This window comes from Pseudomonas sp. AP3_22 TE3818 (genome assembly GCF_053628995.1).
In genome coordinates, this window is sequence record NZ_JBRJHL010000001.1 from 3,725,139 (window position 1) to 3,741,066 (window position 15,928).

12 protein-coding genes are annotated in these 15,928 nt (G+C 62.2%); all 12 read left to right on the plus strand.

Features of this window, described 5'->3' with window-relative positions:
* Positions 1–10 precede the first annotated feature (10 nt).
* Positions 11–1,462 (plus strand): DUF1254 domain-containing protein, encoded by a 1,452-nt coding sequence (locus AB7M25_RS16760; protein ID WP_429517382.1) that lies wholly within the window; start codon positions 11–13, stop codon positions 1,460–1,462.
* 20 nt (positions 1,463–1,482) lie between these two features.
* The gene (locus AB7M25_RS16765; protein ID WP_429517383.1) at positions 1,483–2,883 is read left to right on the plus strand and encodes a DUF1254 domain-containing protein; all 1,401 of its coding nucleotides are present in this window, start codon (positions 1,483–1,485) and stop codon (positions 2,881–2,883) included.
* A gap of 12 nt (positions 2,884–2,895) precedes the next feature.
* Positions 2,896–3,843, plus strand: a complete 948-nt coding sequence (locus AB7M25_RS16770; protein ID WP_429382248.1) for a SphA family protein — start codon at positions 2,896–2,898, stop codon at positions 3,841–3,843.
* Between the two features lie 54 nt (positions 3,844–3,897).
* The gene (locus AB7M25_RS16775) at positions 3,898–4,878 is read left to right on the plus strand and encodes an AAA family ATPase (RefSeq protein ID WP_102673574.1); all 981 of its coding nucleotides are present in this window, start codon (positions 3,898–3,900) and stop codon (positions 4,876–4,878) included.
* Positions 4,878–5,822 carry a DUF58 domain-containing protein gene (locus AB7M25_RS16780; RefSeq protein ID WP_454237669.1) on the plus strand — a complete coding sequence of 315 codons (945 nt, stop codon included), beginning with the start codon at positions 4,878–4,880 and terminating at the stop codon, positions 5,820–5,822. The genes AB7M25_RS16775 and AB7M25_RS16780 overlap by 1 nt, the downstream gene beginning before the upstream one ends.
* Positions 5,819–6,412, plus strand: a complete 594-nt coding sequence (locus AB7M25_RS16785) for a DUF4381 domain-containing protein (RefSeq protein ID WP_429382244.1) — start codon at positions 5,819–5,821, stop codon at positions 6,410–6,412. Before AB7M25_RS16780 ends, AB7M25_RS16785 begins: the two co-directional genes overlap by 4 nt.
* Positions 6,399–7,391, plus strand: coding sequence for a vWA domain-containing protein (locus AB7M25_RS16790; RefSeq protein ID WP_429517386.1), 993 nt, complete (start codon positions 6,399–6,401; stop codon positions 7,389–7,391). The genes AB7M25_RS16785 and AB7M25_RS16790 overlap by 14 nt, the downstream gene beginning before the upstream one ends.
* A 1-nt stretch (position 7,392) precedes the next feature.
* Positions 7,393–8,973 carry a VWA domain-containing protein gene (locus AB7M25_RS16795; protein ID WP_429382240.1) on the plus strand — a complete coding sequence of 527 codons (1,581 nt, stop codon included), beginning with the start codon at positions 7,393–7,395 and terminating at the stop codon, positions 8,971–8,973.
* Positions 8,970–10,397: a hypothetical protein gene (locus AB7M25_RS16800; RefSeq protein ID WP_454237670.1), complete on the plus strand. Its 1,428-nt coding sequence runs from the start codon at positions 8,970–8,972 to the stop codon at positions 10,395–10,397. The genes AB7M25_RS16795 and AB7M25_RS16800 overlap by 4 nt, the downstream gene beginning before the upstream one ends.
* Positions 10,394–11,422: an HAD family hydrolase gene (locus AB7M25_RS16805; protein WP_429517392.1), complete on the plus strand. Its 1,029-nt coding sequence runs from the start codon at positions 10,394–10,396 to the stop codon at positions 11,420–11,422. Before AB7M25_RS16800 ends, AB7M25_RS16805 begins: the two co-directional genes overlap by 4 nt.
* Positions 11,423–11,491: 69 nt before the next feature.
* Positions 11,492–13,081: an arylsulfatase gene (locus AB7M25_RS16810; RefSeq protein ID WP_429393686.1), complete on the plus strand. Its 1,590-nt coding sequence runs from the start codon at positions 11,492–11,494 to the stop codon at positions 13,079–13,081.
* Between the two features lie 201 nt (positions 13,082–13,282).
* Positions 13,283–15,796, plus strand: coding sequence for a fused MFS/spermidine synthase (locus AB7M25_RS16815; protein ID WP_454237671.1), 2,514 nt, complete (start codon positions 13,283–13,285; stop codon positions 15,794–15,796).
* Positions 15,797–15,928: the final 132 nt, after the last annotated feature.

Genomic DNA, 15,928 nt, shown 5'->3' on the forward strand with positions numbered 1-15,928 from the left:
GGACTTTTGTATGCACGGTGCACTTCGCGCAGCCGGTTTTAGCCTGATGACAATGTTCGTCAGTTGTGGTGTGGGCGCCCAGGATGTCGATACACGTATCGGCAAAATTGCCATGCAAGGCGAACTGCCGGCCCACGAATCGATCGCCAGGCTTTACGCCGAACTGGATTTCCAGCAGGCCACCCAAAGTTATCTGTGGGCGTTGCCGCTGGTGTCCTACGCCCAATGGCAAGAAGAGTTTCGCGACAAACTGGGTGCCCACAGCGGCGACCTGATGGTGCTCAACAGCTACGAAGACAAGCTCGGAGTGATCACGGCCAACGCCACCACGCCTTACATCCTTGGCTTTGTCGACCTCAATGAAACCGGGCCACTGGTGATTGAGTTGCCACCGGGCCCGACCGCCGGTGGCGTGGGCGATTTCTGGCAGCGGGCGATCATCGACATGGGCCAGACAGGCCCGGACAAAGGCAAGGGAGGCAAATACCTGGTGCTGCCACCGGGTGCCGAGCCACCGGCCGATGCCGGCAAGTATTATCTGGCCAAATCGGAAACCATGAACGTGCTGGTCGGTTTCCGCGTACTCGATCCAGACCCGGCCAAGGGCAAGGCGCTGGTCGAGCAATTCAAGATGTACCCGTATGCCAAGCGTGCAGAACCGTCCAGGACCAGGTTGTTGTCCCCCGGCGGCAAAGCCTGGTCCGGTACCCAGCCTCGAGGCCTGGCGTATTGGGAGCGCTTGCACCAGATCATTCAGAAGGAGCCGGTCAACGAACGTGACCGTTTCTACATGGCCATGCTGGCCAGCCTGGGCATCGAGAAGGACAAGCCGTTCAATCCCGACGACAAGCAACGCGCTGCCCTGGAACAGGGTGCGCAGGTCGGCGAACTGATCGCCAAGGCCAACACCTTCGCCAAGCGTTTCCCCGATGCCCAGTACTGGCCGGATCGCCAATGGGACACCGTGCTGAACATCGCCGAGCCGTCCCAGCGTGTCGCCTATTACGACCAGCTGTGGGAGCGCAGTGCCTGGTTCTACGAGGCGGTGACCAACACCAAAGGCATGGTCTCGAAAACCCCGGGGCTGGGCCAGACCTACCTTGGCGCCTACACCGACAACCAGGGTAACTGGCTCGACGGCAGCAAGCACTATCGCCTGCATGTCGGCGCCAACCCTCCGGCCAAGCAGTTCTGGTCGATGACCGTGTACGACATCGACAGCCGTTGCCTGATCGACAACCCGCAGCGCAAGGCCGACCTGTCGTCCCGGCAGAACCTGAAGAAAAACCCCGATGGTTCGGTGGATCTTTACTTCGGCCCGACAGCGCCGCAAGGCTTTGAAGACAACTGGGTGCAAACCCTGCCGGGCAAGCACTGGTTCAGCTACTTCCGCCTGTACGCCCCGACCGAGGCGTATTTCGACAAGAGCTGGAAACTCGACGACATCACGGCTGTGCAATGAACACCGAGACAGGAAGCACTATGAACGACCGCATCGTATTCACCGGCCTTGCACTGGCTCTGAGCACCAACGCCTGGGCCGACTTCACCGCCACCCCGGACGAAGCCCGGGCCATTGCCAAAGAGGCCTATCTGTACGGCTTCCCGGTGGTGGAGATGTACAAGACCCTCTACACCCAGGCCGTGGACAGGAAGAGCCCGAATTTCAAGGCACCGTTCAACCAGATCGGCAATACCGCCAAGGCGTTTACCGCGAAGGACACGGCGTTCGTCACCCCGAATTCCGACACACCCTACTCCTTTGTCTGGATGGATTTGCGCGCCGAGCCGTTGGTGCTGACCCTGCCGCCCATCGAAGAACACCGTTATTACTCGGTGCAACTGATCGACGCCTACACCCAGAACTTTGGCTATCTGGGTACTCGCAGCACGGGCAACAACGGGGGGCACTACATGATTGCCGGCCCGACCTGGCAGGGTCAGCAACCGGTCGACATCGACCGCATGGTCCGCAGTGAAAGCAACATCGCTTACGCGCTGTACCGCACGCAATTGTTCGATGAAAAAGACCTGGCCAAGGTCAAGCAGATCCAGAAAGGCTACAAGGTCGAACCCCTGAGTCACTACGTCAAACAGAAGGCGCCGGCTGCCGCACCGAAAATCGACTGGCCGAAACCGACGCCAACCATGAGCGAGACCCCGGACCTGTTTCGCTACCTGAATTTCATGCTGGCATTCACCCCGGCCCAGGACGTGGAAAAAGACCTGCTGGCGCGCTTCGCAAAAATCGGCGTCGAGGCTGGTAAACCCTTCAAGCTCAGTGATCTCAGCGCCGAACAACGCAAGGCACTGGAAGACGGCATCAGTGACGCCAGGGCCGAGTTCGCCGAATTCAAGAAAACCAAAGTCGACACCCATGAGATCAGCAGCGGTGACCTGTTCGGCAGTCGCGACCACCTCAAGGGCAACTACCTGTACCGCTATGCAGGCGCCAACATGGGGATTTTCGGCAACTCTGCCGAAGAGGCGAACTACTTCGGCTATTTTGTCGACAAGGACGCAAAGCCGGTCGACGCGTCGAAAACCGACTACACCCTGCATTTTGACAAGGACGCCCTGCCCCCGGTCGATGCGTTCTGGTCCCTGACCATGTACGACGGCAAAAACAAACTGCTGGTGGCCAACCCGCTCAATCGCTACTTGATCAATTCGCGGATGTTGCCCGACCTCAAGCTCGATGCCGATGGCGGCCTGACCCTTTATCTGCAACACAAGGCACCGGCCAAAGCTTTGCAAAGCAACTGGCTGCCGGCTCCGAATGGTCCGTTCTACGGCGTGCTGCGCCTGTACCTGCCCAAACCGGAAGTCAACAACGGCCAGTGGAAACTGCCGCTGCTGACGCCAGCCACCACACAACAATAAGCGGAGTCGTTCATGATCAGGCCTTTGGTAGTGCGCCCCTTGTTGGCGCTGTGCATGGTCAGCCTCAGTCCATGGGTCATGGCGGCCGAAGGGGGTGTCGGTCGCCCGATCACCGGGCAACAAGTGTTTTCCGATGCCGGGATCGTGCCCCCGGAGCCGGGTTGGGTCATGTCCCTGACCAGCATCTGGTACGACGGCGATCTCAAGGGCAACACCCAGGTGCCGATCGTGGGAGCGCTGAGTACCGGGCTGGACATGAAAGTGTCTTACACCATGGCCAACTTCACTCACGTCTGGGACACGGGCAAGGGCCGCTGGAACTACGCCTCGGCCATCGGGGTACCGGTGCAGTACACCGACATTACCGCGAGCATCACCGGCCCTCGCGGCAGGACCCTGGGCACCGAGGACACCGGCACCCAGTTCGCCGACATGCTGGTGACACCGATTGCCGCCGGCTATCACTTCGACGAACTCAACCACATCGCCTTCTCGCTGCCGATCTACGTGCCGACCGGTGCCTACAACGACGATCGACTGGCCAACCCCGGGCAGAACACTTACACCTTCATGCCGACCGTGGCGTTCACCCATCTGGACGGCAAGGGCGGCGAGTTCACGTTGTCGAGCGGCCTGGAGTTCTACACCGAGAACGACGCCACGGATTATCAAAACGGCAACATTTTCACCCTCGACGCCCTGTGGACCCACGGCTTTGGCAACGGCTGGAACGCCGGCTTGGTGGCAGGCTATATCCAGCAGGTCACCGATGACTCCGGATCCGGCGCAACCAGCGGTTTTCGCGGGCGATCGGTGGGCGCGGGCCCCACGGTAGGCTGGAGCGGCAAGTTCGCCGACGCCCAGGCCAACATCAGTGCCCGTTGGGTGCCGGAGTTCGACACCAAGAACCGGCCCGAAGGCAATGGCATCAGCGTCAACCTGACCCTGGCATTTTTCTAAGAGGTAGCCAGGGATGGCCATCAGCACCCGTTCGACCTTTTGCAGGAACCTTTCATGACCGCACTCAACGACCTCAACGCCCTGCAAGCCAGCATCGCCGAAGCGGTACTCGGTCAGGACCAGGTGATCAGGCAAATCCTCGTCGGCCTGCTGGCCAACGGTCACCTGCTGCTGGAAAGCCTGCCTGGCCTGGCCAAGACCCGCACGGTGAAAGCACTGGCCAAACACCTGGACGCGAAGATGAGTCGCATCCAGTTCACCCCGGACTTGCTGCCGTCGGACATCACCGGCGCCGAGGTGCTGCATCAGGTCGAAGGCAAGAACGAAATCCGCTTCCAGCCCGGCCCGCTGTTCGGCAACCTGATCCTGGCCGACGAAATCAACCGTGCGCCGGCCAAGGTCCAGGCCGCGTTGCTCGAAGCCATGGAAGAACGCCAGATCACCGTGGCCGGCAACAGCCATGCCCTGCCGGAACTGTTCATCGTGGTGGCGACCCAGAACCCGATCGAACAGGAAGGCACGTACCCGCTGCCGGAAGCGCAGATGGACCGCTTCCTGATGAAGGTGCTGCTCGATTACCCGAGCGCGGAAAACGAAAGCCAGGTGCTGCGCCTGCTGCGCGAAGAAGAACAGGCGCTCGGCGCCAAAACGGCTGCGGTGCAGGGGTTCGCCCTGGCCCAGGACGTGATCTTTGCCGCGCGCCGGGAAGTCAGTGCGGTGCACGTGTCCCCGGCCATCGACCGTTACCTGATCGACCTGATCAATGCCACGCGCCATCCGGCCGATTACGACGCCGATCTCGGGCGCTGGATCAGCATCGGCGCCAGCCCTCGCGGCGGTATCGGCCTGGACCGTTGTGCCCGGGCCGACGCCTGGTTGCAGGGCCAGGATTTCGTGTCTCCGGACAACGTACGCGCCGTGGTGCACCCGGTGCTGCGCCATCGGCTGCAACTGAGCTACGACGCGGTGGCCGATGGCGTGAGCGCCGACCAGGTGCTCGACCGTCTGCTCGATAAAGTGGCGATCCCGGCCTGATGCCCATGAACAGCGTCGACGGCCTGGTGTATGTCTCTCTGGCGCAGTTGATGACCCTGGAGTTCAAGGCCCGTGACCTGAGTTTTGTCGCTCGCCAACCTCAAGGCAGCATCCTCGCGGGCAATCACGCTTCACGCTTGCGAGGCCGTGGCCTGAACTTCGATGAGCTGCGCCGTTATCAGCCGGGGGACGATTTGCGTCATCTCGACTGGCGCGCCTCCCTGCGCACCGGCAAACCGGTGGTACGCACATTCACTGAAGAGCGCGACCGCCCGGCGCTGATCCTCGTCGACCAGCGCATGTCGATGTTCTTTGGTTCGCAACGCAGCTTCAAATCCGCCATCGCCGCCGAGCTTGGCGCCCTGGCGGCGTGGATGGTGTTCAACGCCGGCGACCGCGTTGGTGGGCTGGTATTCAACGATCAACGCATCGACAGCATCGCCCCGCTGCGCAGCCGCAAACGCGTCGAGGCGCTGTGCAGTCGCATTGCCCAACAAAACCAGGCACTCAATGCGGGCAACCCGGATGCCGAGGGCGCAGACCAGCTCGACAAGGTCCTGCAGCATTGCCTGGCCGTGGCCGGTCACGATCACCTGATCTGCATCGTCAGTGATTTTGCCGGGGCCGGCGAACGCACCTTGCAGCTCCTGCGGCAACTGGCGGCCCATAACGATGTGATCGCCATGCAGGTCTATGACCCGCTGGCGCTGAACCTGCCGAAAAACGGCCGAGTGCTGATCACTCAGGGGCAATTGCAGGTGGAATTGGCAGTGGATCGGCAACAGGTGCATCAGCCCTTGGGGGACTTTCTCAGCGGTCGGCTCAAGGACGTCGCGACCTTGCTGCGCCGTAGCCAGGTGCCTTTGATGATGTTCAGCACCGCCACCGAAGCCCACGAACAACTGCGTGCCGAACTGGGCAAGCTCGCCGGGAGACGCCGATGAGCTCCGCTATCCCGAGCATCGACCAACTCAAGGAAATGGCCCTGCCGGTACCGGTCAGCTATGCGCCGCAGACGTGGGGTTGGTGGGCGTTGCTGACATTGTTGGTGCTCAGCCTGTTGCTGGCCAGTGCCCGACGTTACCGGCAATGGCGGCGCGACCGCTATCGGCGCGAGGCGCTGGCACGGCTGGCGGAGTTGCAGCAACGCAGCAATGACCTGAATGCGTTGCGCGAACTTCCGGAACTGCTCAAACGCGTGGCCCTCTCGATGCCCTCCCCCCATCGCACCCCACACCCTGTAGGAGCTGGCTTGCCAGCGATAAGTCCTTCACATTCAACATCGAAGTCGGCTGACCCGGCGCCATCGCTGGCAAGCCAGCTCCTACAAGGGCCTGCGGCGTTGGGCAAAGAGGACTGGCAGGCATTTTTGCAGCGGCACAGTAAACAAACGCTACCCGCTGACTTCAGCCAACAACTGTCGCTGCTGGCCTACGCGCCTGACGCAACATTGCGCGCCATGCCCAACGAGCAGCGCCAACTGTTGTTCAGCACCTGCAAAACCTGGGTGGAGCGTCATCATGTGGCAGCTTGATTACCCCTGGCTGCTGATCCTGCTGCCATTGCCATGGTTGGGTTATCGCTACCTGCCCGATTACCGCGAGGCGCGCAGTGCCGTGCGCGTACCGTTTTTCGGCGCCATGAGCCGTGCTGTCGGCCAGGCACCCAGCCAGGCCGGCACCCGCAGCAACGGCTGGCAGTTGCTCCTGAACCTGCTGGTCTGGACACTGTTGCTGGTGGCGGCGAGCCGGCCGGTGTGGGTGGAAAAGCCCATCGAGCGCCAGCAGCCGGTGCGTGACCTGATGCTGGCCATCGACATTTCCCAGTCGATGGAAACCACCGACTTCACCGACGCCAACGGTCAGAAAATCAACCGCCTGGCCGCGGTCAAGGACGTAGTGCACGGGTTCATCGACAAGCGCAAGGACGATCGAATCGGACTGATCGTGTTCGGCACCGGCGCCTATCCGCAGGCACCCTTGACCCTCGATCACGCCAGCCTGTCACTGCTGCTGGATGACACCGGCATCGGCATGGCCGGCCCCAACACCGCCATCGGCGACGCCATCGGCCTGAGCCTGAAACTGCTGGAGCAGGCCCACGAGCAGGAAAAAGTGCTGATTCTGCTCACCGACGGCAACGACACCAGCAGCGCCATCACTCCGGATCACGCGGCCGCCATGGCTGCCGCCAAAGGTGTGGTGATTCACACCATCGGCATCGGCGACCCGAACGCCGAAGGCGAAGCCAAGGTCAACCTGCAAGGTTTGCAGGACATCGCCCAGGCCACCGGCGGACGCTACTTCCGCGCCGAAGACCGCAACGCCCTGGATCAGGTCTACAGCACCCTCGACAAACTCACCCCACATCAGGTGAAAACCCTTAGCCATCAGCCCAAACGCGATCTGTTCTGGTGGCCGCTGGGCGCAGCCATTGCTCTGCTGGCGATGTATCACTTGGGCGCCCTGCTGCTTGCACGGCTGATGTTCGCCCGTCAACGGCAGGAGGCCTGAGATGGACATCAACCTCGGCGACTTCCATTTCCTGCGCCCTGGGTGGCTGCTGCTCGCCGTGTTCGGCGCACTGCTGCCAGTGCTGTGGCGACATAGCCAGGATTTACAACGGCGCTTGCGCAGCAACATCGCGGCGCACCTGCTGCCGCATCTGCTCATCACCCCGCAAGACCGGCACCGCCTGCGCCCGGTGCATCTATTGTGTGCGCTGTTGGTACTGGGCGCCCTCGCCGCCGCCGGACCAACCTGGGAACAGGATCGCCCGGACTTTCTGGAAAACCGCGCGCCGCTGATCATCGCCGTCGACCTGTCGCCGTCGATGGACGCCAGCGACGTTCCACCCAGTCGCCTGGAAGCGGTCAAACACAAGCTCCACGACCTGATCCAGCGCCGCGCCGATTCGCGCAACGCCTTGATTGCCTATGCCGGCAGCGCGCATCTGGTGTTGCCCGCCACCGATGACCCGGCCCTGCTCGATACCTTCATTCAGGCTCTGAGCACCGACCTGATCAACAAACCGGGGAAAGATGTCGGTGCGGTCATCGATCAGGCCAAACGCCTGCTCACCGCCGAGAAAACACCCGGTACCCTGCTGCTGATCACCGATGGCGCCGACACCTCGGCACTGGCCGGGCTGGATAAACGACTGGCTGGCAGTGCGTTGCAAGTGCTGATTCTGGCCGCCGGCAGCACCGACGGCGGGATTATCCGCGATGCCAGCGGCCAGCCGCGCATCGACAGCAATGGTCGCCCGCAACTCGGCAGCTTCGACCCGGACGCCCTCAAGCAGCTTGCCTCAACGTTGAATGCCCCGCTGGGCAGCCTGACCCTCACCGATGACGATCTGGACTGGATCGAACTGCACGCCGAGCAGCACTACCAGTCAGCCAGCGACGAACAGCGTGAATTGCACTGGAAAGACGCCGGTTACTGGTTGTGCTGGCCGCTGTTGCTGCTCGCCTTCTTCAGCGTACGCAGGGGCTGGAGCGTGAACTGGATGGCGGGACTGCTGCTGGCGGTGAGCCTGGGCCTGCAACCGGCGCCGGCACAGGCCCACGCACTGACCGATGCCTTTTTCACCCGCGACCAGCAAGGGCGCTGGGCCTTCGAACACCGGCACTACCCTCAGGCGGCGGCGCTGTTCGTCGATCCGTACTGGAAAGGCGTGGCCGCCTACAACGCGGCTGATTTCGACCTGGCACTGGCCAGCTTCGCGCGGCTCGATACACCGCAGGCCTATTTTTACCTGGGCAATATCTACGTGCGCCGGTTCAAGTTCGATCAGGCCATCGCTGCCTACAACCAGGCGCTGAAGTTGCAACCGCAGTTCCCGGAAGCCACGGCCAACCTGGCCTTGGCCGTTGCCTTGCAGAAAGATACCGAAAGCGCCGAGAAAAACACGCCGGAGGTCAAACCCGACGAAATCAAGATGGACAAGGCGCCGGGTAAAGGGCAAAGCAAAAAGATGGAAACCCAACAAGCGGCCTCGGATGAGCAATGGTTGCAGAACCTCACCACGTCGCCGGCGAAGTTTCTCAAGCAGAAGTTCAGCCTGCAGGATCAGGCGGGGACCAAGCCATGAGCTGCCTTCAAGACCGAGTCGCTGCCTTCGCGAGCAAGCCCGCTCCCACACTGGATTTGTGTGCGCCACCGATCCCCTGTGGGAGCGGGCTTGCCCGCGAAAGGGCCCGACCACTCACCACAAATTTCGGAGCCCTGCTCATCGGCCTGATCAGCCTCAACACATTCGCCGCCGACCCTCAACTGAAAGTCCAGGCCACCCTGCACCCCGCCGCCCCCGTCATGGTCGGCGGCCTGGTCGAACTGCAGCTCGATGTCTTCACCGACACCTGGTTCACCAGCGCCCCCACCCTGCCCGACCTGAAACTGCCCGGTGCACTGGTGATGCCACCGGACGGCCACGCCGAACACCTGAACCAGACGATCAACGGCCAATCCTTCAGCGGCATGCGCTACAGCTACCTGATCACCCCGAACCTGGCTCAGGGCTTCGACATTCCGGCACTGACGGTGCAAGCCACACCGGGCCAGGCCAGCCACGCACTCAACGCCCAAAGTCAGCCATTGCACTTCAACGCCGCACAGCCGCCGGGATTCCAGCCCGGGGAGGCGGAGCTGGTGGCTCAAGGGCTGCGGTTTTCCCAACAGACCATCCATTCGGCCACGCCGCTGAAGGTCGGTGACAGCATCACCCGGGAACTGACGCTACAGGCCGACGGTGCCCTGGCCATGTCGCTACCGAAACCGACTATGGACGCCATCAAGGGCCTGAGCCGTTACCCGAAAGCAGCGCAAATCCGCAATCTGGATGACGGTCGCGGCCACTTCAATGGCGGCCAGCGCATCGATAGCGTGACGTATCGAATCGACACCGAAGGCCACTACAGCCTGCCAGCCATCGAACTGAAATGGTGGGATGCCAGCGGCCGGCAAACCCGCACGGCCACGGTGCCTGCCGTGACCTTCGACGCCGCAGCCAACAGCGCCTACAAGCCGGTGTTTTCAATCACCGAAGACCTGAAAAAACTCGGTCAGCACAATCGTTTGCACCTTTCCGGGCACGGGTTCGGACTATTGGCACTGGCGTTGGCGGTGGTGGCCCTGGGCTGGTTCAGTCGCCCGCTCGTACAACGCGCACACCTCAAGTGGCAAGCCCGCCGCCGCGCCCGACATGCCGCCTGGCTCGAGTCCGCCGAATACGCATGGCAGCAGATTCCGGCACAACTGGAGAGCAAACCGACGCAATTGAGCGCCCTGTACCTGTGGACCCGACGCAGCCGCCGGGGCCTGAAATTGACCGGTCTCGGCCCGCGCCTGCAAAGCTTCCTGCGCGCCTGTTACGGCCGCGAAACGGACAAAGAGCAGGCCCTGCGCCAAATCAGGGAATCCTTGTCTACGCTGCATAGTCAGGCCGTGGGCAACAGAGAGTCAGTCTCTTCTGCTCTTCATCCGCTCAACCCCGATCACGAGAAGGATTTCCCATGACGAACTCGACATCGTTACGCCATCCTCGCGTATTCAGCTTCCTGCTGACCCTGGCCTTGAGCCTGCCGCTGCTGGTCCAGGCAGCCGAACTCCTGCCCTCGTGGAACGATGGGCCGTCGAAAAAGCAGATCATCGAGTTCGTGCAGGCGGTCACCGATCAAAGCAGCAAGGACTTCGTCAAACCCGAGGACCGCATTGCCGTGTTCGATAACGACGGCACCTTGTGGAGCGAGCAGCCGATGTACTTCGAATTGCTGTTCGCCCTCGAAGAAGTCAAACGCACCGCGCCGCAGCACCCCGAGTGGAAAACCACCCAGCCGTTCCAGGCCGTGCTGGACAACGATCACAAGGCACTGGCCGCCACCGGCATGGAAGGCCTCCTGAAGATCTTCGGTGCGACCCACACCGGCATGACCAGCGAAGCGTTCGATGACTACGCCAAGACCTGGCTGAGTCAGGCCAGGCATCCGAAAACCGGCAAGCCGTACACCGAAATGATCTTCCAGCCGATGCTGGAGATGCTCGACTACCTGCGCGGCAACGACTTCAAGACCTACATCGTCTCCGGTGGCGATACCGGGTTCATGCGCGCCTTTGCCGAGAAGGTCTACGGCATTCCACCGGAGCAAGTGATCGGCACCACCTTCGTCACCGCGTTCCAGTACAAGGACGGCAAGGCGTCGATCCTGCGCACGCCAAAACTGGCCCACAACGACGATGGCCCGGGCAAGCCGGAAAGCATCAACGCGGTGATCGGTCGTCGTCCGATCCTCGCGTTCGGCAACTCCGACGGTGACCTGCAAATGCTCCAGTGGACCGCCGCCGGTCCCGGCAAACGATTCATGGGATTGGTGCACCACACCGACGCCAAGCGTGAATGGGCCTATGACCGACAGTCGCAGATCGGTCGCCTGGACAAGGCCCTGGACGAAGCGAACAAGCGTGGCTGGACAGTCGTCGACATGGCGTCCGAATGGCGCCGGATCTATCCGTACGACGCCGCCACACCCGAGCAAGTGCAATAAAAAGACGTAACGCAGGACCGCAATAAACGTTTGTCGCATTCAGCGACGCAGTGAAAAGGAGCCAGTCAGATGACTCGCATAGGTAAGTGGTTACCGAAACTCGCCCTGGTGGCAGCCTCGGTGATGGCGATTTCGGCAACGGCCGGAGCCGCTGATAAACCCAACATTCTGGTGATCTTCGGCGACGATATCGGCCAGACCAACATCAGCGCCTATTCCATGGGCGTGGTTGGCTACAAGACGCCGAACATCGACCGCATTGCCAAAGAAGGCATGATGTTCACCGACTACTACGCGGAGAACAGCTGCACCGCCGGCCGCTCATCGTTCATCACTGGCCAGACGCCCTTGCGTACCGGTCTGTCGAAAGTCGGCATCCCGGGCGCATCGGTGGGCCTGCAAAAGCGTGACATCACCATCGCCCAGGCCCTCAAGTCCCAGGGCTACGCCACCGGCCAGTTTGGCAAGAACCACTTGGGCGACAAGGACGAGTTCCTGCCGACCAATCACGGTTTCGACGAGTTCTTCGGCAACCTTTACCACCTCAACGCCGAAGAAGAGCCTGAGCGTCCATACTGGCCAAAAGACGATGCCGAGTTCGTCAAGGCCAACACCCCGCGTGGCGTGATCCACAGCTTCGCCGACGGCAAGATCGAAGACACCGGCGCGCTGACCACCAAGCGCATGGAAACCATCGACGATGAAACCACCGCTGCGGCGCAAGCGTTCATCGAGAAACAGGCCAAGGCGGACAAACCGTTCTTCGTCTGGATGAACACCACGCGCATGCACCTGTTCACCCACGTACGCGATTCGATGAAGGGCCAGAGCGGCATGCCCGGCAATGAATACGCCGATGGCATGCTGGAACACGACGGCGACGTCGGCAAACTGCTGAAAACCCTGGACGACCTGAAAATCGCCGACAACACCATCGTCGTCTACACCACCGACAACGGCCCGAACCAGTTCTCCTGGCCGGACGCGGCGACCACGCCATTCCGTAACGAGAAGAACTCCAACTGGGAAGGCGCCTACCGCGTGCCGGCGATCATTCGCTGGCCGGGCAAGATCAAGGCCGGTGAAGTCTCCAACGAAATGTTCTCGGGCATGGACTGGTTCCCGACCTTGCTGGCAGCCGCAGGCGAAACCGACGTGAAGGAAAAGCTGCTCAAGGGTTGGGCACCAACCTCGGGTGGCAACAACTTCAAAGTGCACCTGGACGGTTTCAACCAGCTGCCTTACCTGACCGGCCAGCAACCTAAAGGCGAGCGTAAGGAGTTCTACTACTTCAACGACGACGGCGTGCTGGTTTCCATGCGCTTCAGTAACTGGAAAGTGGTGTTCTGCGAACAACGCGCGCCCGGTGGCTTTAAAGTCTGGAGCGAACCGTTCGTGTGCCTGCGCGTACCGAAAATCTTCAACCTGAGGATGGACCCGTATGAACGGGCCGACGTGGTTTCCGATCAGTATTACGATTGGCAGACCAAAAACGTCTACCTCGCCGCCCAAGCCGTACAAAAAGCGGCCGGGTTCCTGCAGACGTTCATCGAATACCCACCAAGCCAGAAACCGGCCAGCTTCAGCATCGACCAGATCCGTGCTGCGGTAGATGCCAAGATCGCTGAAAAAATGAAAGCTGCACCGGCTGCACAGTAAGACCGCTGGACCGCCGCTCGCACTCACCGGCGAGCGGACTTTTTTCCGGAATGCGAACACATTCCAACTGTAGGAGCTGGCTTGCCAGCGATGGCGATGGCTCAGGCAACTTCTTGGGTGGCTGGACGTCAGCCATCGCTGGCAAGCCAGCTCCTACAGGGCTTGGTTTCCAATTCGAAATTCGCACAAGGCAACAGATCCATGACCTCACGTGTCGCCAGCAAGTCGTCGGCCATACCTGCCCCGCAAGTCGCCTCCCCGGCGCTGTTGATCCCCGCCCTGCTGCTGTTTGTCTCCGGCGCCGCGGCGCTGGTGTATCAGGTGCTGTGGATCAAGCAGCTGTCGTTGGTCGTGGGCGTCGAGGTCTATGCCATCACCACCGGGATCAGCGCATTCTTTGCCGGGCTGGCCTTGGGCGGCTTGCTGTTCGGCCGCTGGGCGGACCGGATGCGGCAACCGGTTGTGCTCTACGCCGTGCTGGAAGTGCTGGTGGCGCTGCTGGGTGTCGCTGCGACCTTCGCCATGAGCCTGGCGGCCAGCCCGTTTGCCTGGCTGGAAGCGCACGTGGGCTTGCTGGCCTGGATACTGCCGTTCGCGCTGGTGGGTATTCCCGCGCTGTTGATGGGCGGCACCCTGCCGGTGCTGGTTCGCTCCCTGGCCACTGACCCGCAACACCTGGGCAAGGCCGGCGGGCAACTGTATGCGGCGAACACCGCCGGGGCCATCGCCGGCACCCTGCTCGCCGCGTTCGTGCTGATTGCCACCCTCGGCGTGCGCGGCAGCGCGCTGGCCGCCGCCATGCTGAACCTGCTGGCAGCCGCAGGAGCCCTGTGGTTCCAGCGCCGGCGCGTGGCCCCCGTTGATGCGGTGGCGAAACATCACTTTCAAAAAGCCCCCGACCGCCTGGCCCTTTGGCTGTACTCCATTGCCGGTGGTGTGGCGCTGGGCTACGAAGTGGTGTGGTCGCAATCGATCGTGCAGTTCATGAGCACCCGTACCTACGCCTTTGCCGTGGTGCTGGCGACTTACCTCACCGGGTTGTTCCTGGGCAGCATGCTGCTGGCCCGTCGGGTCGATCGCCTGCGCGATCCCTGGGGGGTATTCGGCTTGCTGATTGCCGCAGCCGGGGCGATTGCCTTGCTGGAAGTGGCGTTGCTCGGACGATGGCTGGTGCTCGCCCAGACCCTGGCCGAATCCTGGGTATTGTCATGGGGCGGCAGTGAACTGGCGGGCATGAGCACGCGGTTTGCGGTGGCTGCCTTGAGCATTGTATTTGTACCGACCCTGTTGCTGGGCGCGGCGTTCCCGTTGGCCCTGCGCTTGAGCGTCGGCGGCGCACAGGTGGGGCGCAACGTCGGCGAAGTCGTCGCGTTCAATACCCTCGGCGGGATCATCGGCGTGATGCTCTGCGGCTTTGTCCTGATCCCGATGCTGGGTCTGGTACGGACCCTGGGCCTGCTGGCGATGATCGCCGCCGGTATCGCGTACCTCGCCGTGCGCAAGGGCCATGGCGTGAAGAAAGGCCGGCGCCAGGCGGTGATTGCCATTGGCCTGGTGTCCCTGGCACTGACCGTGTTCACGCCGGTCAACAAGCTCGCCAGCCTGCTGCCGGGCGCGCGCAATGGCACGCTGACGTTCTACGAAGAAGGCCGTGGCGGGACCGTCGCCGTGGTCACCCAGGGCAAGGGCGAACGGGCGTTCCAGCGTTTGTATATCCAGGGCGTGTCCAATACCGGCGACGCCATGCCGTCCCTGCGTTACATGCGGATTCAGGCGCTGCTGCCCTTGTTGATCCACAACGGTGAACCGCGTTCGGCGCTGGTGATCGGGTTCGGCACCGGCATCACCGCCGGCGCCCTGACCCGCTACCCCGGCCTGGATCATCGCGTGGTCGCCGAACTGCTGCCCTCGGTGGTCAAGGCGGCCCCCTTGTTCAAGGGCAATTTCAATGCCGCGGCCGATCCGGGTGTCGATGTGCGCTTGCGCGACGGTCGCCAGGAACTCTTGCGCAATCCCCAGCGCTACGACCTGATCACCCTTGAACCGCCACCGCCCTCCGCTGCCGGCGTGGTCAACCTGTATTCCCGGGACTTCTACCAACTGGCCGCCAGCCGTTTGCAGAAACAGGGCCTGGTCGCCCAATGGCTGCCGCTGCCGACGCAGAACATCGATGACTCGCGCTCACTGGTACGCAGCTTCCTCGACGTGTTCCCCTACGCGACCCTGTGGACCAGCGAGTTCCACGAGATGCTGCTGGTGGGTTCAATGGAACCGATTGAACTGGATGCGGCGAAGATCAACGAACGCTTCCAGCAGGACAGCGTCCGCAGCACCTTGCAGGATGTCGGCATCGGCTCGGCCGCGGCATTGCTCGCCACCTGGGTGACTGATCGTACGGGGCTGGAACGCTTCGCTGGGCAAGCGCAACCGGTGACGGACGATCAGCCGCGCATCGAATACGCGCCGTGGGTTCGAGCCAGGGAGATCACACGGGTACTGCCGGCCCTGCTCGACTTGCATCAGCCGCCCGCACTGCTGAACGCCGACGCCGGATTCATCGAGCGCATGAACGCCCAGCAACAACGTCTGATGCAGTTCTACCGGGCGAGCCTGCATGCCTATGACGGAAACCGTGACGCTTGGGCCAGGGATATGCGTGAGGTGATGCGCGGGGATTCCGGGAATCCGTATTACCGGTGGTTTGTCGGGGAGTGATGCAGCGCCTTGGCGGCCGCCTTCGCGGGCAAGCCCGCTCCCACAGGGGACTTGTGGCGCTCACAGATCCAGTGTGGGAGCGGGCTTGGTCCGGGCGGCGTTCCGACGAAGGGGCCATCAGCTTCACCGCAT

Excerpts from the sequence above, each read along its gene's own strand:
- AB7M25_RS16785 (WP_429382244.1), top strand. The coding sequence starts at position 5,819 with ATGAGCTCCGCTATCCCGAGCATCGACCAACTCAAGGAAATGGCCCTG.
- AB7M25_RS16815 (WP_454237671.1), top strand. The coding sequence starts at position 13,283 with ATGACCTCACGTGTCGCCAGCAAGTCGTCGGCCATACCTGCCCCGCAA.
- AB7M25_RS16780 (WP_454237669.1), top strand. The coding sequence starts at position 4,878 with ATGCCCATGAACAGCGTCGACGGCCTGGTGTATGTCTCTCTGGCGCAG.
- AB7M25_RS16765 (WP_429517383.1), top strand. The coding sequence starts at position 1,483 with ATGAACGACCGCATCGTATTCACCGGCCTTGCACTGGCTCTGAGCACC.
- AB7M25_RS16795 (WP_429382240.1), top strand. The coding sequence starts at position 7,393 with ATGGACATCAACCTCGGCGACTTCCATTTCCTGCGCCCTGGGTGGCTG.
- AB7M25_RS16805 (WP_429517392.1), top strand. The coding sequence starts at position 10,394 with ATGACGAACTCGACATCGTTACGCCATCCTCGCGTATTCAGCTTCCTG.
- AB7M25_RS16800 (WP_454237670.1), top strand. The coding sequence starts at position 8,970 with ATGAGCTGCCTTCAAGACCGAGTCGCTGCCTTCGCGAGCAAGCCCGCT.
- AB7M25_RS16775 (WP_102673574.1), top strand. The coding sequence starts at position 3,898 with ATGACCGCACTCAACGACCTCAACGCCCTGCAAGCCAGCATCGCCGAA.
- AB7M25_RS16770 (WP_429382248.1), top strand. The coding sequence starts at position 2,896 with ATGATCAGGCCTTTGGTAGTGCGCCCCTTGTTGGCGCTGTGCATGGTC.
- AB7M25_RS16810 (WP_429393686.1), top strand. The coding sequence starts at position 11,492 with ATGACTCGCATAGGTAAGTGGTTACCGAAACTCGCCCTGGTGGCAGCC.
- AB7M25_RS16760 (WP_429517382.1), top strand. The coding sequence starts at position 11 with ATGCACGGTGCACTTCGCGCAGCCGGTTTTAGCCTGATGACAATGTTC.
- AB7M25_RS16790 (WP_429517386.1), top strand. The coding sequence starts at position 6,399 with ATGTGGCAGCTTGATTACCCCTGGCTGCTGATCCTGCTGCCATTGCCA.